This is a genomic window from Nitrosopumilus sp. (assembly GCF_025699125.1).
In the GTDB taxonomy this organism is placed as follows: Archaea; Thermoproteota; Nitrososphaeria; order Nitrososphaerales; family Nitrosopumilaceae; genus Nitrosopumilus.
The window spans coordinates 282,362-302,754 of the sequence record NZ_JAILWC010000003.1 but is presented as its reverse complement, the minus strand read 5'-3'; the positions used below and the strand labels follow the sequence as shown (position 1 = coordinate 302,754).

Annotated in this window: 21 protein-coding genes; 8 read left to right on the top strand and 13 right to left on the bottom strand. The window is 35.5% G+C overall.

From position 1 onward, the window contains the following. Nucleotides 1-42: 42 nt before the first annotated feature. The gene (locus K5783_RS09205; protein WP_297473885.1) at nt 43-630 is read left to right on the top strand and encodes a hypothetical protein; all 588 of its coding nucleotides are present in this window, start codon (nt 43-45) and stop codon (nt 628-630) included. On the opposite strand, the gene K5783_RS09200 is transcribed toward K5783_RS09205, so the two are convergent. After that, a complete protein-coding gene (locus K5783_RS09200; RefSeq protein ID WP_297473883.1) occupies nt 620-1,312 on the bottom strand; it encodes a hypothetical protein in 693 nt (230 codons plus the stop codon). The two genes, K5783_RS09205 and K5783_RS09200, sit on opposite strands and share 11 nt — an antisense overlap. Nucleotides 1,313-1,416: 104 nt before the next feature. Beyond that, nucleotides 1,417-1,593: a hypothetical protein gene (locus K5783_RS09195; RefSeq protein WP_297473882.1), complete on the bottom strand. Its 177-nt coding sequence runs from the start codon at nt 1,591-1,593 to the stop codon at nt 1,417-1,419. A 125-nt stretch (nt 1,594-1,718) separates the two neighbouring features. Between K5783_RS09195 and K5783_RS09190 the strand changes: the two genes are divergently transcribed. Then, the gene (locus tag K5783_RS09190; protein ID WP_297473879.1) at nt 1,719-2,060 is read left to right on the top strand and encodes a P-II family nitrogen regulator; all 342 of its coding nucleotides are present in this window, start codon (nt 1,719-1,721) and stop codon (nt 2,058-2,060) included. A gap of 151 nt (nt 2,061-2,211) precedes the next feature. Here K5783_RS09190 and K5783_RS09185 read toward each other — a convergent pair whose 3' ends face one another. The 5 genes from K5783_RS09185 to K5783_RS09165 all read right to left on the bottom strand — a co-directional run bounded on the left by K5783_RS09185 (nt 2,212) and on the right by K5783_RS09165 (nt 10,427). Further along, entirely contained in the window at nt 2,212-2,451 is a 240-nt protein-coding gene (locus K5783_RS09185; protein WP_109877013.1) for an Lrp/AsnC ligand binding domain-containing protein, read from the bottom strand. Nucleotides 2,452-2,589: 138 nt separating this feature from the next. Then, nucleotides 2,590-3,552 (bottom strand): tRNA dihydrouridine synthase DusB, encoded by a 963-nt coding sequence (dusB, locus tag K5783_RS09180; protein WP_109877014.1) that lies wholly within the window; start codon nt 3,550-3,552, stop codon nt 2,590-2,592. A gap of 59 nt (nt 3,553-3,611) precedes the next feature. Then, nucleotides 3,612-5,783, bottom strand: coding sequence for a thrombospondin type 3 repeat-containing protein (locus K5783_RS09175; protein WP_297473877.1), 2,172 nt, complete (start codon nt 5,781-5,783; stop codon nt 3,612-3,614). 82 nt (nt 5,784-5,865) lie between these two features. Further along, nucleotides 5,866-8,037: a thrombospondin type 3 repeat-containing protein gene (locus tag K5783_RS09170; protein ID WP_297473876.1), complete on the bottom strand. Its 2,172-nt coding sequence runs from the start codon at nt 8,035-8,037 to the stop codon at nt 5,866-5,868. An 11-nt stretch (nt 8,038-8,048) separates the two neighbouring features. Next, the gene (locus tag K5783_RS09165) at nt 8,049-10,427 is read right to left on the bottom strand and encodes a thrombospondin type 3 repeat-containing protein (protein WP_297473874.1); all 2,379 of its coding nucleotides are present in this window, start codon (nt 10,425-10,427) and stop codon (nt 8,049-8,051) included. Nucleotides 10,428-10,622: 195 nt separating this feature from the next. Between K5783_RS09165 and twy1 the strand changes: the two genes are divergently transcribed. Next, nucleotides 10,623-11,651 carry a 4-demethylwyosine synthase TYW1 gene (twy1, locus tag K5783_RS09160; RefSeq protein ID WP_297473873.1) on the top strand — a complete coding sequence of 343 codons (1,029 nt, stop codon included), beginning with the start codon at nt 10,623-10,625 and terminating at the stop codon, nt 11,649-11,651. Here the strand turns inward: twy1 and rdgB are convergent. Then, nucleotides 11,623-12,177, bottom strand: coding sequence for an RdgB/HAM1 family non-canonical purine NTP pyrophosphatase (gene rdgB, locus K5783_RS09155; protein WP_297473872.1), 555 nt, complete (start codon nt 12,175-12,177; stop codon nt 11,623-11,625). The genes twy1 and rdgB overlap by 29 nt on opposite strands. Further along, the gene (locus K5783_RS09150) at nt 12,161-12,781 is read right to left on the bottom strand and encodes a KEOPS complex kinase/ATPase Bud32 (RefSeq protein ID WP_297473871.1); all 621 of its coding nucleotides are present in this window, start codon (nt 12,779-12,781) and stop codon (nt 12,161-12,163) included. Before K5783_RS09150 ends, rdgB begins: the two co-directional genes overlap by 17 nt. Nucleotides 12,782-12,818: 37 nt before the next feature. Between K5783_RS09150 and K5783_RS09145 the strand changes: the two genes are divergently transcribed. Next, complete coding sequence (locus K5783_RS09145; RefSeq protein WP_297473868.1) at nt 12,819-13,145, top strand: hypothetical protein; 327 nt, start codon at nt 12,819-12,821, stop codon at nt 13,143-13,145. Here K5783_RS09145 and kae1 read toward each other — a convergent pair. Both kae1 and K5783_RS09135 read right to left on the bottom strand, forming a co-directional pair. Next, a complete protein-coding gene (kae1, locus tag K5783_RS09140; protein WP_297473867.1) occupies nt 13,139-14,122 on the bottom strand; it encodes a KEOPS complex N(6)-L-threonylcarbamoyladenine synthase Kae1 in 984 nt (327 codons plus the stop codon). The two genes, K5783_RS09145 and kae1, sit on opposite strands and share 7 nt — an antisense overlap. 1 nt (nt 14,123) lies before the next feature. After that, on the bottom strand, nt 14,124-15,311 hold the full coding sequence (locus K5783_RS09135; RefSeq protein WP_297473865.1) for a redox-regulated ATPase YchF: 1,188 nt from the start codon (nt 15,309-15,311) through the stop codon (nt 14,124-14,126). A gap of 72 nt (nt 15,312-15,383) precedes the next feature. Here K5783_RS09135 and K5783_RS09130 point away from each other — a divergent pair, with 72 nt between their 5' ends. Further along, the gene (locus K5783_RS09130) at nt 15,384-15,932 is read left to right on the top strand and encodes an AAA family ATPase (protein ID WP_297473864.1); all 549 of its coding nucleotides are present in this window, start codon (nt 15,384-15,386) and stop codon (nt 15,930-15,932) included. Between the two features lie 31 nt (nt 15,933-15,963). Continuing rightward, the gene (gene tgtA, locus K5783_RS09125) at nt 15,964-17,475 is read left to right on the top strand and encodes a tRNA guanosine(15) transglycosylase TgtA (protein ID WP_297473862.1); all 1,512 of its coding nucleotides are present in this window, start codon (nt 15,964-15,966) and stop codon (nt 17,473-17,475) included. Between the two features lie 38 nt (nt 17,476-17,513). On the opposite strand, the gene K5783_RS09120 is transcribed toward tgtA, so the two are convergent. Further along, nucleotides 17,514-17,816 carry a 4Fe-4S binding protein gene (locus K5783_RS09120; RefSeq protein WP_007403030.1) on the bottom strand — a complete coding sequence of 101 codons (303 nt, stop codon included), beginning with the start codon at nt 17,814-17,816 and terminating at the stop codon, nt 17,514-17,516. Between the two features lie 141 nt (nt 17,817-17,957). Continuing rightward, nucleotides 17,958-18,170, bottom strand: a complete 213-nt coding sequence (locus K5783_RS09115; RefSeq protein WP_012215921.1) for a hypothetical protein — start codon at nt 18,168-18,170, stop codon at nt 17,958-17,960. Nucleotides 18,171-18,283: 113 nt separating this feature from the next. Between K5783_RS09115 and K5783_RS09110 the strand changes: the two genes are divergently transcribed. Next, on the top strand, nt 18,284-19,549 hold the full coding sequence (locus K5783_RS09110; RefSeq protein ID WP_297473861.1) for an MBL fold metallo-hydrolase: 1,266 nt from the start codon (nt 18,284-18,286) through the stop codon (nt 19,547-19,549). Continuing rightward, nucleotides 19,530-20,393, top strand: a complete 864-nt coding sequence (locus K5783_RS09105) for a DNA glycosylase (protein WP_297473860.1) — start codon at nt 19,530-19,532, stop codon at nt 20,391-20,393. Before K5783_RS09110 ends, K5783_RS09105 begins: the two co-directional genes overlap by 20 nt.

The window sequence follows — 20,393 nt, the reverse complement described above, 5'->3', positions numbered from 1 at the left end:
TTTACAAATCCGCTTATCATTCAGTTAAAAACTTGAAAATTTATGGCTAATGATGCTAGTGATTTAATTGATACATTATATGAAAAAGATAATTCAATTCAATCTGAACATATATCTCAACAAATTATTCGTAAAAGTCCAAAGGCAAAATACCAGATTTTTGATGAGTCAGAATTTACACATGGAAGAGAAGTATTAGGCAATCTAATTGTTCATGGAATGATTGCCTCAGGTGGAACGGATATTGACTGGCTCATAGAGCACAAAGGAGGGTTTGTCATCTTAGAATTCAAGGGGTTTCATAATGATAAAATCAACATTGCAAAAGGACAAATGATTGCTTATGAAAAATTGCATGAGAAATTAAATCAGACCACAAAATGCTATCTTTATGTTGTTGGATGTGATGACATTGATTTTTCAAATCCAGATTCAACGATATGGGTTTTTGAAATGAGTCAATGGAGAGATGGAATCATTCCTAAGAATACTATCGATATTTACAGTGAGGAGGAGAATAAACAAAATAAATACATTGTTTATCGTGAATACATGGAAGAAATTAGTGTAGAGAAACTAAGAGATTTGGTAGATTCACATTGGAAGGAATTTGAAAAAATTATGCTTTAAATGCAAATGTAATTGATTTTGTTTCTTTGCCATTATCTACTTTGATTGTATATGTACCAGAATTTTCCCATCCTTGTCCTCCAGCAATAGCTAAGGTGGAGTATGCTCCATTGCTTTTTAGAGACACTTGTTCTGCCCATACAAGCTCGTTGTTTGAATTTTCAATTGAGAGATTTACAGTCCCAGAAGTGTTGGACACACCACTAATTGAAATCAAATCTTTTTTGTTATAAGATGATAAATCAGATTGAACGGATAATGTAACTGGAACAGTAGTGGTCGGTGTTTCTACTTTTGGAGGTACATCAAAACTAAATGATGCTGCAACTGCGATAATTATTAGCAATGCAAGACCTGTAATGCCCAACATTGTTTTCGAATTTTTTGATTTCAAATAGGATTTACGTGATGGTTCTGGTTGAAATGTTTGCATTTTTTGGATAGATTGAGTTTGGGGTATCGCCACATCTGGAATTATTGGTTTTTGTTCTATTGTTGGTGTTCGAAGTATTTCGGGCCTTTTTCCTAAATGTTTTTCTGCAAGTTTTTGAACATAGGTTCTTTCATAATTACTAATTACTTCGTTATTTTCACAAGCTCGGTAAATTTGCTTGAGTATTCTATCATCTCCAAAGTCTTTATCTAAAAGTGCCTTGACATCATCAAGTAAAGAATTATTCATGTGTATTTTCCCTCCTATTGATTATTTATGAATACCTTGTTTAAGATTTCTATGAAATTCTTTCATGAAAATATACAGTTTGTTTCTAGAGAAAATTTTAGAATTTATTGTGAATAAATTTTTTGGGCTTGAATAATTACGGTTCTAATGTAGTCCTTGGCAGTATTATCAGATATGCCCATCTGTTTGGCCCTCAAAAAAAGATCACCTTCTTTGGGATTCATCAGATAATATTTTAAAAGATAATTGAGTCTATGAGATCTTCTTTCGTCATTTTTCATATTTTTGATTTATTCTAATATTAAAAAGCCCAGTGGATAATGAAATAACCAATAATTCCATAGTATCATAAAATTAAGATAAAAACATATGATCTTTTTTAAACAATAGTTAAAAACAAATGAAAATGAAACGAATTGAGGCAACTATTCAAGCTACCAAGATGGGAGCTGTCACTGAGGCAATAAATGACCTTGTAGGAGGATTTACCATTCTTGAAGGAAAAGGTAGAGGTTCCGGAATAAGACAACAAGTCAGATCAGGTAGAGGAACAGGTTCAATCACCAAAGACTACAATTCAGTTGCAACTGTAAGTACAATTGTTGATGACGCAGATGTAGAAAAGGTTTCAAACGCAATTGCTGGTGCAGCTTTTACCGGAAAAGGTGGAGATGGAATTATTGTTGTATCAAATGTTGAAAATGTTACGAACATAGCAACCAAAAAGAGCGGTTCTGAAGCCCTCTAATTATTTTCTTTTATAAAATAAAAAAATTTTTTATTTGAAATGGACTACTGAGAGGTTGAGATCCTCTCAGTGTGGTATCCCTTTGGGGGACATGTTTTTTGAAGGGATGCATTATATTGCAATTTAAGTATAAAAGCAAATGATTTTGATTCTATTGTTGTCCTTCAATTCCCATTAATGTAAGAGTTGAACGTATCTTTGGAATTTTTCTAATTTTCCATGTAATAGTTTCACGTAATGCCTCTACTTGCCCTGATTCAACTTTGGCTAAAATGTCGTACGCACCAAAAGTTCCATGTACTTCCTTAACACCTTCAATGGATTTTAATTCTGAAATCACTGCTTCTTCAGAACCAAGTTCACAGTTTATGAGAACATAAGCTGTTGCCAATTATGATTCAACTCCAATTTTCATACATAAAATGACATTATGAAATATATAAGAATAGTCAAAAATACTTAAAAATTCAATACTAATTTAGATGAAATCATAAACAAACGTAAGAGAAAATACTATAATGTTATAAATTTAAGACTCAAAATATGCGTCAGTCATAATTTTTTCTAATTCGGCAATATTTTTTGAAATGGTGATCTTGGAACGTAATTTAGAACCTCCTTTCATTCCTTTGGTGAATCTCATTGCCTGACTCTTAATATTTGCAAATTTGATTTTGTATCTAACAGTTAGATGAAGATAATCAAAAAAGGAATCCAATCTATCTTTGAAAGAGTATTCATGATAAGAATTGGTTTTAAAATAATCATTAATTTGTTCAAATAAAAATGGATTTCCCATTGCACCACGACCTATCATTACATAGTCACAACCGGTTTCATCAATCATATTTTTAGCATCTTCAGGGGTAGTGATATCACCATTACCAACTATTGGAATGTTAGAAATTTCTTTGAGTTCTTTGATCATTTTCCAATCAGCGCTTCCAGAATATCCCTGACTAACAGTTCTGGGATGAAGAGTGATCATCTGAATACCCTCATCTTCTGCAATTTCAGCAATATCTCTAAATAGAAATTGACTTGCATTTGTTACTCCAGAACGAATTTTTAATGTTACAGGTTTTTTCACAGCATTAACTAAAGTACTAAAAATTTGCTGAGTAAGATTTACTTCTTGTAAGAGAGCACCGCCTGCCATTTGTTGAGTAATGTGTGGTGCAGGACAACCCATGTTATAATCAATTATATCAAAATAGGGCTCGACAATTTTTGCAGCTTTTTCTAATGCAACAAGATCAGAACCAAATAACTGAATCGATAAAGGGCGTTCTTCCTCAGAGTATTCAATAAAATTTTGTATTGTTTGCATATTTTCCTTAAGTTGTTTTTCTTTTGCAATGATACTGTGAATATTTGTAAATTCAGTGACAACCAATCCAGCTCCCATTTTTTTGCATTGTAATCTAAGAGCAGGGTCACTCACTCCAGCCATAGGAGCTAAAAATGCTCTACTAGAAAATTTTGGAAGCATATGATAACTTTAGAGCATCGATATATTTACTATTAAAATGCGTGAATTAAATTTCAGTATTAATTGTCTGGGCAGCCGTCTGTATCTCTATCGCCATCATAATCTTCAGGATCTAGAGGACATAAATCCTCATCATTAATTATATCATCAAGATCATCATCATGGACAAACCTTTGTTGTTCAGGAGCAATGTCTGGGCAGCCGTCATGATCATTATACTTGTTCCAGGTTTCAGGTTCAGTTGGGCAAGAATCAATTCCATCATAATAGCCATCACCATCAGAATCAATTCTTGTTGGTGTTGTGGATTGAGCAGCTAATACATCAGGGCAGCCATCCCAATCCAAATATCCATTAAAGTTCTCCTGATCATCAAGACATGCATCTTTTCTGTCATCAATTCCGTCACCATCACTATCTGGGAAAGTAAATGATGACACATTTGAGCCAGTAGCGTCAGGGCAGCCGTCTTCATCTTGATAATAGTTGTAAGTTTCAGGTTCTAGTGGACATGCATCAGATATGTCAATAATTCCATCTCTGTCAGAATCGAGAGTTGAATGATAATTATCTGGGCAGCCGTCTTTATCTTGGAATCCATTAAATGTTTCAGGTTGGTTTGGACATGAATCTATATTGTCAACAATTCCATCGCCGTCAGAATCAGCTGTTGGTTTATTATCATAAATTAAATCAGGACATCCGTCAGAATCTTGGAATCTGTTGTAAGTTTCTCGGGCATTTGGACATTGATCAATATTATCTGGAATTCCATCAAAATCAGAATCTCCAAAGGAGTCATATGCTATAGTATCTGGACAACCGTCATCATCTTGGAATCCATTATATCTTTCAGCAATTGTTGGACATTCATCAAATATGTCAGGAATTAAATCATAATCAATATCAGACAATGCAGATTTTGATATTCCTGGAACATCTGGGCAGCCGTCTTTATCCAAGTAATCATTATAGTTTTCTTGTTCATCAAGACATGCATCCCATCTATCATCTATACCATCACCGTCAACATCTGGGAAAATATAAGACGAGATAGCAGAAGTGGCAGTATCGGGACAGCCGTCACCATCTTTGAAAAAATTATAAGTTTCAGGTTCTAGCGGACAATCATCTAAAGTATTTGGAATACCATCCATGTCAGAATCAAGTGTGGCATCTAGTTTATCTGGGCAACCATCTGAATCTAAAACACCATTGTAAGTTTCTGGCTGATTAGGACAATGATCTAAGTTATCAACAATTCCGTCACCATCACTATCATATGTAGAAGAATTGTCTCCAACAAAATCAGGGCAGCCGTCTTCATCTTGGAATTTATTGTAAGTTTCTTTATTGTATGGACAAACATCAAATTGATTTAATATTCCATCACCGTCAGTATCTCCAGATATCGCATATTCAACTTCATCTGGGCAGCCATCATCATCTTGGAATCCATTAAAATTTTCACGTTCTAACGGACAGGCATCAACAGAGTCAAGTATACTGTCATAGTCAGAATCAATTAATCCATTAGCTGATGCGCCAGTTACATCTGAGCATCCATCCCAATCTAGATAGCCATTATAATTTTCAGGTTCATTTAAACACTGATCCCATCTATCATCAATGCCGTCACCGTCAGTATCTGGAAAATTATATGGTGAATATACATCATCGATGGCATCTGGACAGCCGTCTTCATCCAAGTAAAAATTGTAAGTTTCAGATTCTAGTGGGCATTCATCTAATGAATCAGAAATGCCATCTCTGTCAGTATCTCTTAAACTAGAGGCATCGTCTGGACAGCCGTCTTTATCATCAACACCATTGAATGTTTCAGGTTGGTTAGGACATGAATCCATGTAATCTGGATAACCGTCATTATCAGTATCAGCAATTACCTTTCCAACATCAGGAGATAAATCCGGGCAGCCGTCTAGGTCTTGGAATTTGTTGTAAGTCTCTTTTACCGTTGGACAACCATCAATGTGATCTTGAATTCCATCATAATCAACATCATACCATGGAACAAAATCAGCGGGACAGCCGTCAATATTGTTACCATACTGTGGATCATAGTCCTCTAATAGATTAGGACAAAAATCAACAGAGTTTGGAACCCCATCACCGTCAGTATCAATTTCTTCATTTGCATAAACGCCACTTGGAAATATGCCAATTGTAGAAGTAAGTAAAAGTAAAAATCCTAAAATGTACTGTTTTTTCATTATCTCTGACACCGCTATTATCAAGTATTTATTAAGTCTCGCGTTAAATAGATTCTTCTTAATTAGAATTTACAAAATATGTTTATGGATCTGGACAGCCGTCTGTATCTCTATCACCATCATAATCTTCAGGATCTAGAGGGCATAAATCCTCATCATTAATTATATCATCAAGATCATCATCATGGACAAACCTTTGTTGTTCAGGAGCAATGTCTGGGCAGCCGTCTGAGTCCAAATATTTATTCCAAGTTTCAGGTTCAGTTGGGCAAGAATCAACTACATCAGGATAACCATCACGATCTGAATCTGCATAAACAGGAGTTGTTGATTCTGCACCGGGTATGTCAGGGCAGCCGTCCCAATCTAGGTAATCATTAAAGTTCTCTGGTTCATCAATGCATGAGTCCCATCTATCTATGATTCCATCACCATCAGTGTCTGGGAACTGGTATTGTAAGGTAGTAGAGTCAGCAGTGTCTGGGCAACCGTCTTCATCTTGGAATTTGTTGTAAGTTTCAGGTTGGTTTGGACACTCATCAAAGAGGTCTGGAATTCCATCCATATCAGAATCTATCTTATATGATTGCTTGTCAGGGCAGCCGTCTTTATCTTGGAATCCGTTAAATGTTTCAGGTTGGGTTGGACACAAGTCTAAGTTATCAATGATGCCATCACCATCAGTGTCAAATGCAAATTTGTTGTCTGCAACATAGTCAGGACATCCGTCTTCATCTTGATACCTATTGTAAGTTTCTTTAGCAAATGGACACTGATCTAAATCATCATAGATGCCATCAAAGTCAGCATCGGCCACTGTTTGGAAATCAACGCTGTCTGGACAGCCATCTTCATCTTGGAATTTGTTGTATCTTTCAGCTATTGTAGGACATTCATCCAGATGATCCGCTATACCGTCATAATCAGCATCAAGCATATCACCAGCAGTTGTTCCCTTAATGTCTGGGCAGCCGTCCCAATCGAGGTAATCATTAAAGTTCTCTGGTTCATCAATGCATGAGTCCCATCTATCTATGATTCCATCACCATCAGTGTCTGGGAACTGGTATTGTAAGGTAGTAGAGTCAGCAGTGTCTGGGCAACCGTCTTCATCTTGGTATCTATTGTAGGTTTCTTGCTCAAGTGGGCATTCATCATCTACGTTTAGGATTCCATCCATATCAGAATCAAGTTTGGAATCAAAACTATCTGGACAGCCGTCTCCATCTTGGAATCCATTGTAGATTTCAGGTTGGTTTGGACACAAGTCTAAGTTATCAATGATGCCATCACCATCAGTGTCAAATGCAAATTTGTTGTCTGCAACATAGTCAGGACATCCGTCTTCATCTTGGAATTTGTTGTAAGTTTCAGGACTAAAAGGACATAAATCATTTTGATCTAAGAGTCCATCACCATCTACATCACCAACTAATTTGTAAAGAATAACATCTGGGCAACCGTCTGTGTCTTCAAATTTATTATAATTTTCACGATCTAGTGGACATTCATCCTTATCATCTGGAATTCCATCAAAATCAGCGTCTGGAGCTTTCAAAGAAATAGCACCAGGTATGTCAGGACAGCCATCCCAATCTAGATAATCATTAAAGTTCTCTGGTTCATCAATGCATGAGTCCCATCTATCTATGATTCCATCACCGTCAGTGTCTGGGAACTGGTATTGTAAAGTAGTAGAGTCAGCAGTGTCTGGACAGCCGTCTTCATCTTGGTATCTATTGTAGGTTTCTTGCTCAAGTGGGCATTCATCTAATGAATCAGAAATGCCATCTCTGTCAGTATCTCTTAAACGAGAGGCATCATCTGGACAGCCGTCTTTATCATCAACACCATTGAATGTTTCAGGTTGGTTAGGACATAAATCCATGTAATCTGGATAACCATCATTATCAGTATCAGCAATTGTTTGTGCTGCATATACAGATAGATCTGGACAGCCGTCTTCATCTTGAATTTTATTATAAGTTTCTTTTACCGTTGGGCAATCATCTATGTGATCTTCAATTCCATCATAATCTGCATCATACCATGGAACAAAATCAGCGGGACAGCCGTCAATATTGTTACCATACTGTGGATCATAGTCCTCTAATAGATTTGGGCATTGATCAATATTATTTGGAACTCCATCTCCATCAGTATCTATTCCCTCTGCAGCAAAAACACCACTAGGCAACATACCAATAGAGGAGGTAAGTAAAAGTAAAAATCCTAAAAGAAATTGTTTATTCATTCTGATAACACCTATGGGTCAGGGCATCCATCAGAATCTGTGTCACCGTCATAATCTTCTGGCTCAAGAGGACAGAAATCTAGATCATCTGTAATATTATCCAGATCAGCATCATGTTTGTATCTTGATTGTTCAGGTACAATATCTGGGCAGCCGTCATCATCTAGATACTTGTTCCAAGATTCTTTGTCATTTGGACATAAATCATTATCATCATAGATTCCATCTCCATCAGTATCTATTCTTAGATTTCCGGTTGGTAATGTATCTGGACAGCCGTCATAATCAACATATTTGTTCCAAACTTCATTTTGTGTTGGACACAAATCCATTACATCTGGGACACCGTCTCCATCTGAATCAGGTTGAGTGTCATCAACATCTGGGCAGCCGTCTTCGTCTTGGAATCCGTTGTAGTTTTCAGCAACAAGTGGGCAATCATCACTGACATCATTAATTCCATCATTATCAGTATCAATTACAAACGATTTGAATACGGTGTCTGGACAGCCGTCATCATCTTGGAATTTATTGTAATTTTCCTTGGCAGTTGGACATGCATCAATGGCATCTGGAATGCCGTCTAGATCACGATCATTCTTTCCAATATAGGTGTCAGGGCAGCCGTCCCTATCAAGAATTCCGTTATATGTTTCTGGTTGGTTTGGACAATGATCATTGTAATCATTAATTCCATCTTTATCAGTATCAGGTATTCCCTTGTTATCGGCCACAGAATCAGGGCAGCCGTCTAGGTCTTGGAATTTATTGTAAGTTTCTGGAGCTAGTGGGCATTGATCTTGTGAATCAACAATCCCATCATAATCAGAATCCAAACTTGTAATATAATCAGGATAATCAGGACAGCCGTCATCATCTTGGAATCCGTTGTATCTTTCTCTATCAAGAGGACATTGATCTACAGAATCTAGTATTCCATCAAAGTCTGAATCAGATTCTGAAGGATTATCAGGGCAGCCGTCGTGATCTTGGTATCTATTCCAAGTTTCAGAAGATGTGGGACATTGATCTAAATCATCTCTAATTCCGTCTCCATCTGAATCTAACACTGCAACATCAGGACAGCCGTCTAGGTCATGATATCCATTAACGGTTTCTGGTTCTAGTGGACATTTATCATTCAAGTCAGTAATTCCATCTCCATCAAAGTCCATTGCAGATAATCCAGAGACACTGTCAGGACAGCCGTCATCATCTTGGAATGCATTGTAAATTTCTTTGGCGGTTGGACATTCATCTAGACTATCTGGAACGCCATCTCTGTCTCTATCTTGTGTAGAGACAGTATCAGGACAGCCGTCTCTATCAAATATACCATTGAAAGTTTCTGGTTGGTTAGGACAAAGATCTGAATAATCATTAATGCCATCACCGTCAGTATCTGGCATATCTTTACTAGTACCAACATAATCAGGACAGCCGTCATGATCTTGGAATCTATTGTAAGTTTCTTTTACTTGTGGACATTGATCAATACTGTTAGGAATTCCATCAAGGTCTGAATCAACATCACTAGAATAAGGAGGAACATCTGGACAGCCGTCATCATCTTGGAATCCGTTGTACCTTTCTGGTTCTAATGGACATACATCATTAATGTCCATTATTCTATCACCATCTGCATCCTTTAATGTACCATCAAATGAAGGAGATGAATCTGGACAGCCGTCATAATCAGCAAACCTATTGAAAGTTTCTGGTTGGTTAGGACAAATATCAAATCTGTCTGCAATTCCATCACCATCTTTATCACTAAATGAAGTATCTAGTAAAACATCAGGACAGCCGTCTGTGTCTCTGTAACCATTATACACTTCGGGTTCTGTTGGACACAGATCAATTTTATCTTGTAATCCATCATTGTCAGTATCAATAAAAGTAAAATCATTAACAGAATCAGGGCAACCGTCCAAGTCCTGGAATCTATTGTAAGTCTCAGCAGCTAGTGGACATTCATCTGCACTATCTGGAACACCATCCCTATCTCTGTCACCAGCACCATACGTATCTGGACAACCGTCTGTATCTAAAACACCGTTGAATGTTTCAGGTTGGTTAGGACATTTATCTACCAAGTCAGTAAAACTATCTCCATCAGAATCAGGCAATCCACCTTTGCCTCCATCAGGGGAAAAATCAGGGCAACCATCTTCATCTTGGAATTTATTGTAACGCTCTTTGAGAGTAGGGCATTGATCAATGTGATCTTCTATTCCATCAAAGTCTTCATCATACCATGGAACAAAGTTGGAGGGACATCCATCTATTGTACCTTCATTATCTTCTTGTAAATTTGGACAAGCATCAACAGAATCATCAACTCCATCATTATCCAAGTCATCATCAGCAAAAGCTGGGCTAATGGGCATACTAGTTAATGTCGTTACAAGCAACAATAGGAACGGTAAAATGTGTATTTTTTTCAATGCCTAAAATTACCCAGAGGATCCAGTAATTAAACCTCACTCTGGAATCGACTTGGATTTTTAATAATTTTGAGAAAATATTTCTATCTTGGTGAAAAACTCGATCAATTTAAGTAAACCAAAACAGAATTTGGACACATGAGTTGCTCAGGAGAAATAATCGAAGAAGATGATCGATTAATTCAGATCAAGCCTGCAATATCTGAGCAATTAAAAAAAGCAAAGTATGGTGTTGCTGATCACTCTACAGTAGAGCTCTGTCATTGGACAAAAAAATCATTCAAGCATGAAGGAAGTTGTTACAAACACAAGTTTTATGGAATTTCAACCCACAGATGTATGGAATTTTCACCAGCTGGCATGCATTGTGAGAATCGATGTGTCTATTGCTGGAGACCAATGGAATTTTATGATTCAATGAAAATGGAACCAGAACAAGTTGCAGAACCAAAAGAAATTCTAACAAAATTAATGGCTGAAAGAAAAAAATTGATCAATGGATACTATGGAGATTCTAGAAATGACAAACAAAGATTAGATGAGTCATTATTGCCAAGTCATTATGCAATTTCGTTGTCTGGCGAACCAACAATGTATCCAAAATTACCTGAGTTAATTAAATATCTTAATTCTTTAGAGTCAACAAAATCAATTTTTCTTGTAACAAACGGTCAAGAGCCAGACATGATTCAAAAATTACAAGACGAAGATGCGCTACCAACTCAATTGTATTTGTCAACTAATGCTGCAGATTATGAATCATTTATCAGAATAAACAAGCCAAAATATGACGATTCATGGGAAAGATGGAACAGAACCCTAAATATGTTAAAAGATTTGAACACTAGAACGGTCTTAAGGATTACATTAATCAGAAATTATAATGACCAAAAAGAATCAATTCCTGCATTTGCTGAAATGTTTAGAAAAGCTAGTCCACACTTTATTGAAATAAAATCATACATGCACATTGGACGTTCCACTAACAGATTAGAACATACAAACATGTTAGAAATGGAAGAAGTTAAAAAATTCAGTGAGGAGATAGCAAAGCAAAGCAGGATATTTTCAGTAATGGATGAAAGCATTGTTTCAAGAATTTCAATTTTACAAAATAATGAACGATATATTGATCGTTTTATTCCTGCTTATTCAAATACCAATTAGAAAATTTTTTCAGTGCCTTGTATCTATGAGAAAAATTATTCTTGTCATTCATTTCTGCAAATGTCTTCTTTGAATTTTTTGGAATAAACACTGGATCGTATCCCCAACCTTTTCCTTTTTGTGAGCTTGATATCGTACCATCCAGCTTTCCATCAAAGGATTGCAGAACAGATTTATCACAATAAGTTATGATTGAAACAAATTTTGCTTTTCTGTTATTTTTCAAGAGATTAAGAATCCCATCATTACCAATAGTTTTGAAAACATATGATGAATAAGGTCCTGGGAAACCTTTTAGTGAATCAATGAACAATCCATCATCTTCAATTATTACAGGTTTTTTGAATTTTGAAAATGCATTTTTTGCTTTTCTTGATGCAATTTCATCAAGTGAATTTGATTGAATCTCTTCTAAATCAGATTTTAAAAAACCAAGTGCAATACCAAATCCGTGTAGAATCTTTCTTGCTTCCAGATATTTGTGGTCATTTGAAGAAACAAAAAACAGATCAAACGACTTCTGCATATCTACCACGACTTTCTATATCTGAAACAAGTTTAACGATTTTGTTATAGTAGGCATTTCCAACTATAGACTTGTAACCAAGAAGGAAATTTTTCCAAGAAGACTGCATGATTTTTGCATGCGCGCTGTTAAGAATTTCTTTGATTAGCCTCAAATCAACTGCATGATCTTCTGGTTTTATTGTATTTTGAGACAATCCAAAATCAATCACATAAATCGTTTTTTTGAAGAAGATAAAGTTCGAGGTGGTAAGATCACCGTGCATTATTCCATTTTTATGCAAGATTCCAACCAGTTTTCCAATTTCTTTGGATAATTTAATAATTTTAGATTCAGATAAATCATGTACAGGGGTTCCAGGGATTTCTTGCATTATGATATATGATTTTTCCAAGTTTACAAAATAAACTAGTGGTGTAGGGACTCCAAAAGTTCTAGCGCCGGATAACATTTGAGATTCTTTTATTGTTCTTTGTTTTCGTATTTTTGTATCAAGTAAAGAATTTCTGTAATTTTTTGTTTTTCTAATTTTAAGAATTGCGTTATTGTTTTGCCATTGGGTTTGAAAAATATCAGCCTCTGCACCTTTTTTGATTAATTTCATTAACGTTATATCCAGATGAATTCAATAAAAATTAATCATGGAGAAAGGAGAAAATAGAATAAAACAAGAGGATTGTAGCGAGGATAATTTGGGTGCAGGAATTCTAACTTTAACAAATAAAAGATTAGCATTTGACAAAACTAATGCAAGAATTATGGATTTTTCAAAACATTTTGGTGAAACTGTAATGGACATTCAATTGGATGATATCATAAAAGTTTGGAAAGAGGGATTGTTAATGAAAAAAGTGTGCTTTACAGCAAAGACAAAAGAAGGCGAACAGACTTTCAAGTTCGGAGTGTTTAACACAAAAGGTTGGACTAAGAGTATTCAAAGACAAATAGATGAAAACAAAAATCAATAATTTACTTTGACTGTATCTAGTCTCCAAGATTGTGTAACAAAAGTATCTTTTAGAGAAGAGCCTGATTTGACTTGAGATTCTAAGAGACCGGTCCAACATATTTGACTTCCACAATCACCTGCATAACGTAAGGGAACTACAAAGAATTTGCAATTGTGGCGTTTACAAACATCTTGAAGCATTTCAGACAATCTTTTGTTGGCTGCAACGCCACCTACTATCATTAGTTCCCTTTTCTGTGTAAATGACAATGCGCGTTCTACAGCCTCACTAATCATTGCAAAGGCAGTTTCTTGAAGGGAGTAGCATGCATCGGTTTTACTTTTTTTTGCTACAGATTTAGTTGCAGATAACAGACCAGAAAAAGAAACATCGTTTCCTTTTACAGAGTAAGGTAACGTAACATAGTTTGTAGATGTAGATGCCAATTCTTCAATGTTTTTTCCACATGGAGAAGCAAACCCTATTGATCTTCCAAACTGATCAAGTAATTGGCCTAGTGTTATATCCAGAGTTTCACCAAAAACCCTCCATTGTTTGTTCAGAAATGCCAAAAGCATTGTATGACCTCCAGAAACTAAAAGTACCAAAGGATTTGTTGCACCAGTAAGTAATTTTCCTAATTCAATGTGACCAATTGCATGATTAACAGGGTATATCGGAATTTTGTAAAAAGATGACAAAGATCTTGCTACCACTGCACCTACACGTAAGCACGGTCCCAATCCAGGCCCTGCAGCGTATGACACAATATCTAATTCTTTGATTGATGTGTTTGCTTCTTTTAGACATTCAGATAATACTAAAGAGCTGTTTTCAATGTGGTGACGTGATGCTTCACGTGGATGAATTCCTTCTCCTTCTGCAGGACGATAAATTTTTCTAATATCTGAAAGGATTTTTCCTTTTTTCCCATTTTTTTCAATTATTGCACAAGAAAATGTATGAGCTGTGCTTTCTATACCCAAACCCAGCATATTACCCACGACTCAATGTAGAAACGATTTTGATCACATCGCCATTTTTTAGTTTCTGATCACCGCTAATCCTTTGCTTGGTTTTACAATCAATTGCATGCAAGAACCCCTTTGCAATATCGGCATGAATTAAACTTGCTAAATCTTTTGCAGTAGAATCAAGTGGGAGTAACTTTGCATCAGGTAGAATTATACCATCTTTGTTAGTTAGTTTGGTTTCATCTTCAACAGGATAAACGACTATGAATTTTAATAAATCAAAAACGGCAGTGTTTAGAATTTTTTGAATTCCTGTTGAGGGTATTTTAGAAAAGACAGATTTCACTAGATCAAGTGCTTTTTGTTGTGGTAGTGGAATTTCTTTTCCATGTGCAATTGTAAAATTTGCATCGCCTGGAAAATAATTTACAATTCCAGCTTTTGATGCTTTTCTCAATAATAATTCGGTTTCTGCACTACATGGAATCACACAATCAGAGATTTTTTCAAGAACTCCAAGATCCTTACATAGATCAGCTTTATTTGCAGCAATTATCATGGGCTTTGTATTTTTTCTTAGTTCTTTGGCAAAATTTTGGATATCAGAGTCGTTCCATTCTTTTGGATTTTTGGCCATAAATCCAAGTTTTTGCAATACTTCTTGGACTTGAAAATCTTTGATGCCTAAACCACTAAATCGCTTTGCAATTCCATCAACAAGTTTTGCTCGCTTTTGATCTATTTCACGTGTAATCTTATCCCATTCTCGTCTAAGAATATCTGCAAACCATTGATCAAACTCATCTTGAACAAATGCTATATCTTCCAAAGGATCATGAGTTCCAGCTGGAACTGGCTGTCCCTGAATATCAGTAGTTCCTGCAATGTCAACTACATGAATCAAAACTTCAGCTTGCCTTGCATCATCAAGAAACTGATTTCCCAATCCTTTTCCTTCATGTGCTCCTGGGACTAGTCCAGCTACATCAATGAGTTTTACTGGAACGAAACGAATTCCATTAACACAAAATTCATTTTCATGCTTAATTTCAAAATGTTTGCACGCACAGTCTGCCTTGACATATGCCACACCAACGTTTGGCTCAATTGTCGTAAAAGGAAAATTGCCTGATGGAACTGGAGTCTCAGTTGCAGCTGAGAAAAATGTTGACTTTCCCACATTTGCTTTGCCTAGTAAACCGATTTGCAATATTGTCAAAAACTCAATTCTACTTATTAGTATTGCAGAAATCGTTTAATCTAGTTCGTTAGATTTTATATCATGTCAATAGTAATTACTGGAAATCCAGGGGTCGGAAAACACACCGTTGCTGAAAAAATTGCTCAGAGATTAGGGTTAGTCATATTTGATATTAACAAAATTGCAAAAGATGCAGGATTGTTTGAAGAAAATCAGGATACAAATGATGTAGATACTGAAAGACTAGAGAAAATTATTGCTGAAAAAATTTCTGAAAATAATCTGATCATAGGACATTTAGCACCATATGTGTTAGAAAAAAATCAAGTAAAGAAAATGATTATTTTAAGAAGGAGTCCCTACGACTTGATCAAAGTCTACAAAGAAAGAGGATATTCTGATGAGAAAATCAGAGAAAATACAGGGAGTGAGATACTAGGGATTATTTCGCATGATGCAATTAGTAAATTTGAAGAAAAAACAATTCAGATAGACATTACTGGTAAAACCATCCAAGAAGCAATAGAGAAAGTGAGGGTTATGATGTCAAGCAATGAAGGAGATGAAAAAGTAGATTGGCTTGATCTAGTTACAAAAAATAATGATTTGCAAAAATTTTTTGCTGATTGATTAAATAACGCCTTATAGATTGTGAAATTACTTGTTTGAGATATCTAAAACGGATTTGGCTGGAAGAATCGGAACTCTTTATACAAATCATGGTAAAATTGAGACTCCAGCATATGTTCCAGTTATTCACCCAGTAAAACAAACAATCCCGTCAAAAAAGATCAGAGACATAGGTTTTGATTTGGTCATTACAAATGCATACATTACTAGAAATAATTATGGTGATGATGCAATAAAAAAGGGAATTCACAAAGTTATAGATTTTGACGGTGCAATCATGACAGACTCTGGAGGATACCAGGTTTTAGAATATGGTGATGTCAAAGTATCACCACCAGAAATGGCAGATTTTGAAAAAGGAATCTTAACTGATTTTGCAATTCCACTTGACAAGCCAACCGGATTTGGAATGCCAATAAAAAAAGCAGAAGCATATGTCAAGCATACTCTTGAGGTTTCAAAACAAACACTTGAGAACAGTGAAGATAACGGTCAAATTTGGATCGGACCCATCCAAGGTGGCGAACATTTTGATCTTGTTGCAAAGTCCACAAAGAGTCTAGTCAAAATCGGTTTTCAAATGTTAGCTTTGGGAAGTCCAGTGGAGTTCATGGAGTCCTATGAATATAGATTATTAGCACAAATGATAGTTGCTGCAAAAAAACAGATGCCGCATTCAATCCCATTACATCTTTTTGGCGCAGGACATCCGCTAACAATACCATTTGCCATAGCTTTGGGATGCGACACGTTTGATTCGGCATCATACATGCTTTATGCTAAGCAATCAAGATACATCACAGATGATGGAACTAGGTACTTGTCAGATATTACGGTATTTCCGTGCAATTGTGAAATATGCTCAAAATACTCACCTGAAGAATTAAGAAATCTGGATGAAGTTGACAGGATAAACGAATTGGCAATTCACAACCTATATGCCATTAAGCTCGAAGTTGACAAAGTAAAACAAGCAATTCATGAGGGACGATTATGGGAATATGTTATAAAAAAAGCAAGAGCCCATCCCAAGTTATTTGAAATGATTGAGGTAATGACTGAAAATTATGAGTTTCTTGGTTTGAGTACACCAAAATTCAAAGAAAAAGCTATTTTCCTATACTCTAAAGAAGATCAATATCGTCCAGAAGTTCAGTCATATCACAGTATAGTTAGGAAATTCAAATCAAAGAAAAAGAAATTACTAATCACAAAAGAATCCAGTACAAAACCAGGTTATTTGTCTAATCAATATGCTGGACTGAAAAGAAAATTCAAAGATTTTGACTCTATGCAAATATGCCAATACAATTCTATTTTGGGATTAATTCCAATAGAAATTTCAGACATATTTCCTGCAGCACATCATGAAACAGTTAGAATTAATTTTGAACCAAAAGAATTTCCCACATTTGAAAAAACATGGAATGATTTTTTTTCAAACAACAAGTTTTTAGAAATACATTATGACAAGCATGATGAGTTTCTAAAACATTTTGTAAAAATTCTTCCAAAAGAGATCAAAAGAAAATCAATTGTTTGATTAAAAATAAGAAAAAAGAATGTGCTAAAAGATTCAGCTTATAGTGCTGCGTCTTCTGCCCAACCTTTGATGAAGATACCGTTTTTGTGAAGAGGTACTGGTTGTCCAGCAGTGTAATTCATTGGTCTCATCCAAAAGATTGATTTTGTTGGGCATACACCGATGCATGCACCATCAGAAATACATCTTTCTGGATAAAATACAAATGCTTTACCTCTCTTCCAGCCTTCAACAGGTTTTACTCTAAGGACATCAGGACCAAGAGTTGTACAGATTTCTACACATAGTGCACATCCGATACATCTTTGTTCATCAATGTCTGGAAGTATTGCTATTGGCATTACAAAATTAATACCGCTTGGTCACTATTTAAACCATGATCGAAAATCATAACTCTGTTATGAAAAAGATCGAATCAAAACATGTGCGTAGAATTTAGATTGAAAAATTTAAAAAACAAAAAGATAACGTGTTTTGCACGTTTATTTTCTCATTGCATCTATTTGACCAGAAGTAACCCAGTCAAGTAGTTCAGCTGAAGAAGGATTAAGGTCTGCTTTCTGATTCATCAGATTGTTTACCCAAATCCAGTTAATTTGGTTTAGGAGTGGTTTGTTTGCTTCGTCACCAGCACGTGTTTTAGCGACGACGGCTTGATCTTGTTGTCCTAACCATTCTTGGAAGCTTCTTCCCATGAGGATCGGATCTTAGCTTACACTAATTAAAGCTTGTGTAGATTCCATTACAAGCATAATGATCGGATGCACTCTAAGAAGGTTTTAACGTCGATAAAAAATCATCATAATTCTTGAATGTTAAAGTTTTAGGAGCCGCAAACGAAGTTGGCAGATCGGGATTTTTAGTAAATTGTAATGGAACAAATCTATTGCTGGATTATGGGGTATTGTTTGGCAGAAGGGGGACGCCTCCACAATATCCGCTTCATGTCAAACCAAAAGATTTGGATGCAATAATTATCTCTCATGCTCATTTAGATCATTCAGGAAATGTCCCATCACTGTTTGTGAGTGGGAATACAGATGTCTATGCCACACCCCCAACATTTGATTTATCAAAATTATTAATTGAAGATATGCTAAAAATTGAAAAAAATTCACATCCGTTTGACCTGCCCGAAGTAAACAACATGATGAAAAATGCAAAAGAGATTGGATTTAAGCAAAAAATTACCAAAGGTAATGCAACTTTTGAGTTAAGAGAATCAGGTCATGTGATTGGTGGAAGTACAGTTTTAGTAGAATCAGAGAAAAAACGACTCTTCTACACGGGAGATATCAAGACTCATGGTTCAAGAATGCTTCGAGAGATGGATTTAGACATTGGGGAAATTGACATGTTGATTACTGAGAGTACGTATGCAAAAACAGAACAAAAGCCAAGAAAAGAATCAGAATCCGAACTAATAGAATTTGCAAATGAGGTAATGGATAGAAAAGGAATATTATTCATCCCATCATTCTCAGTTGAGCGTTCACAAGAGATTGCATGTGTTTTACGAAGTTCGAATTTTAAACACAAAATCATAATGGATGGAATGGCATTGAAGGTAAATGAAATAATGTTTAGATATCCAGAATATCTCAGAGATCCAAAAATATTTTCTGATGCAATAAAGAGTGCAACTGCAATTACCGAACATGCAGATAGAAAACGTGCAATGGAAGAACCATGTGTTGTAATATCACCAGCAGGGATGTTAGTTGGCGGAAATGCAGTATACTATTTGCAACAACTTTCTTTTGATAGCAAAAATGGAATAGCTCTTGTGTCATACCAGGGAGAGGGCACACCAGGAAGAAAATTACTAGAAACAGGAAAGGTTTCAACCAGAGGAAAAGATCTAAACGTCGAGGCAGAAGTAAAGCAGTTTGAATTTTCAGGACATGCAGATAGAAAAGAACTGTTTGACATGATCAAAAAAATAAAGGGCAATCCCAAAGTGTTGACCGTTCATGGAGATTCTGAATCATGTGATATTTTCGCACAGGAGATCCATGAGAAATTTGGATTAGAGGCATTTTCACCTGCAGTTAATGAAGAAATTACCGTCTAAGATGCAAAAATACAGCACAATAAATGTAGAAAATTCAATTAATAGCGGTCAAGTGTTTCTTTGGAAAAAAAATGAAAATTATTGGTACGGAGTAAACGGCCAAGATGTTCTTCGTGTGGATGAAAAAGGAATAATTGATTCCTTTCAGAATTCAGGAACAGATTTCTTTAGAGAAAAAGACGATTCAGAGAGCATCATAAGATCAATTTCAAAAGACAAGACGGTCAAAAATGCTGTAAAAAAATACCAGGGTTTAAGAATCCTCAGACAAGATCCATTTCAATGTTTAATATCATTTATTGTATCATCAAACTCCAACATACAAAAAATCAAAACTAGTTTAGAAAATTTATCAAAAAAATTTGGAACAAAAGTAGAATATGAAGATCAAGAGTTTTTTTTATTTCCCAAACCGGAGAAGCTTGCCAAAGCACCAATAAATGAAATTAAAAGTTGCGGTGTTGGGTATAGAGACAAATTCATCAAAGAAGCAGCAAGGATGGTACTTTTAGAAAAAATTGATTTGGAATTATTGAAAAAATGCAAATATGAAGAATGCAAACAAAGCATTTGTACAATTCCTGGAGTTGGAAACAAAGTTGCAGATTGTGTAATGCTGTTTTCATTAGAAAAATTAGAAGCGTTTCCATTAGACAGGTGGATGATTCGAATTTTAGAAAAATACTATTTTGATAAATTTCAGCTAGACACAAAAACTGTAACTGAAAAACAATATGATACTTTACATGAAAAGATTGTTAATCACTTTGGACCTTTCGCAGGTTATTCACAGCAATTTCTCTTTAAGATGGAAAGAGAAAATTACCAAAAGAAGTGGCTGTAA

Bases quoted from the DNA above. Each gene is read 5' to 3' on its own strand.
- K5783_RS09120 (WP_007403030.1), bottom strand. From the start codon at position 17,816: ATGCCAATAGCAATACTTCCAGACATTGATGAACAAAGATGTATCGGA.
- K5783_RS09175 (WP_297473877.1), bottom strand. From the start codon at position 5,783: ATGAAAAAACAGTACATTTTAGGATTTTTACTTTTACTTACTTCTACA.
- K5783_RS09205 (WP_297473885.1), top strand. From the start codon at position 43: ATGGCTAATGATGCTAGTGATTTAATTGATACATTATATGAAAAAGAT.
- dusB (WP_109877014.1), bottom strand. From the start codon at position 3,552: ATGCTTCCAAAATTTTCTAGTAGAGCATTTTTAGCTCCTATGGCTGGA.
- twy1 (WP_297473873.1), top strand. From the start codon at position 10,623: ATGAGTTGCTCAGGAGAAATAATCGAAGAAGATGATCGATTAATTCAG.
- K5783_RS09190 (WP_297473879.1), top strand. From the start codon at position 1,719: ATGAAACGAATTGAGGCAACTATTCAAGCTACCAAGATGGGAGCTGTC.
- K5783_RS09195 (WP_297473882.1), bottom strand. From the start codon at position 1,593: ATGAAAAATGACGAAAGAAGATCTCATAGACTCAATTATCTTTTAAAA.
- K5783_RS09145 (WP_297473868.1), top strand. From the start codon at position 12,819: ATGGAGAAAGGAGAAAATAGAATAAAACAAGAGGATTGTAGCGAGGAT.
- K5783_RS09170 (WP_297473876.1), bottom strand. From the start codon at position 8,037: ATGAATAAACAATTTCTTTTAGGATTTTTACTTTTACTTACCTCCTCT.
- K5783_RS09165 (WP_297473874.1), bottom strand. From the start codon at position 10,427: ATGCCCATTAGCCCAGCTTTTGCTGATGATGACTTGGATAATGATGGA.
- K5783_RS09130 (WP_297473864.1), top strand. From the start codon at position 15,384: ATGTCAATAGTAATTACTGGAAATCCAGGGGTCGGAAAACACACCGTT.
- K5783_RS09105 (WP_297473860.1), top strand. From the start codon at position 19,530: ATGAAGAAATTACCGTCTAAGATGCAAAAATACAGCACAATAAATGTA.
- K5783_RS09115 (WP_012215921.1), bottom strand. From the start codon at position 18,170: ATGGGAAGAAGCTTCCAAGAATGGTTAGGACAACAAGATCAAGCCGTC.
- K5783_RS09150 (WP_297473871.1), bottom strand. From the start codon at position 12,781: ATGAAATTAATCAAAAAAGGTGCAGAGGCTGATATTTTTCAAACCCAA.
- K5783_RS09200 (WP_297473883.1), bottom strand. From the start codon at position 1,312: ATGAATAATTCTTTACTTGATGATGTCAAGGCACTTTTAGATAAAGAC.
- rdgB (WP_297473872.1), bottom strand. From the start codon at position 12,177: ATGCAGAAGTCGTTTGATCTGTTTTTTGTTTCTTCAAATGACCACAAA.
- kae1 (WP_297473867.1), bottom strand. From the start codon at position 14,122: ATGCTGGGTTTGGGTATAGAAAGCACAGCTCATACATTTTCTTGTGCA.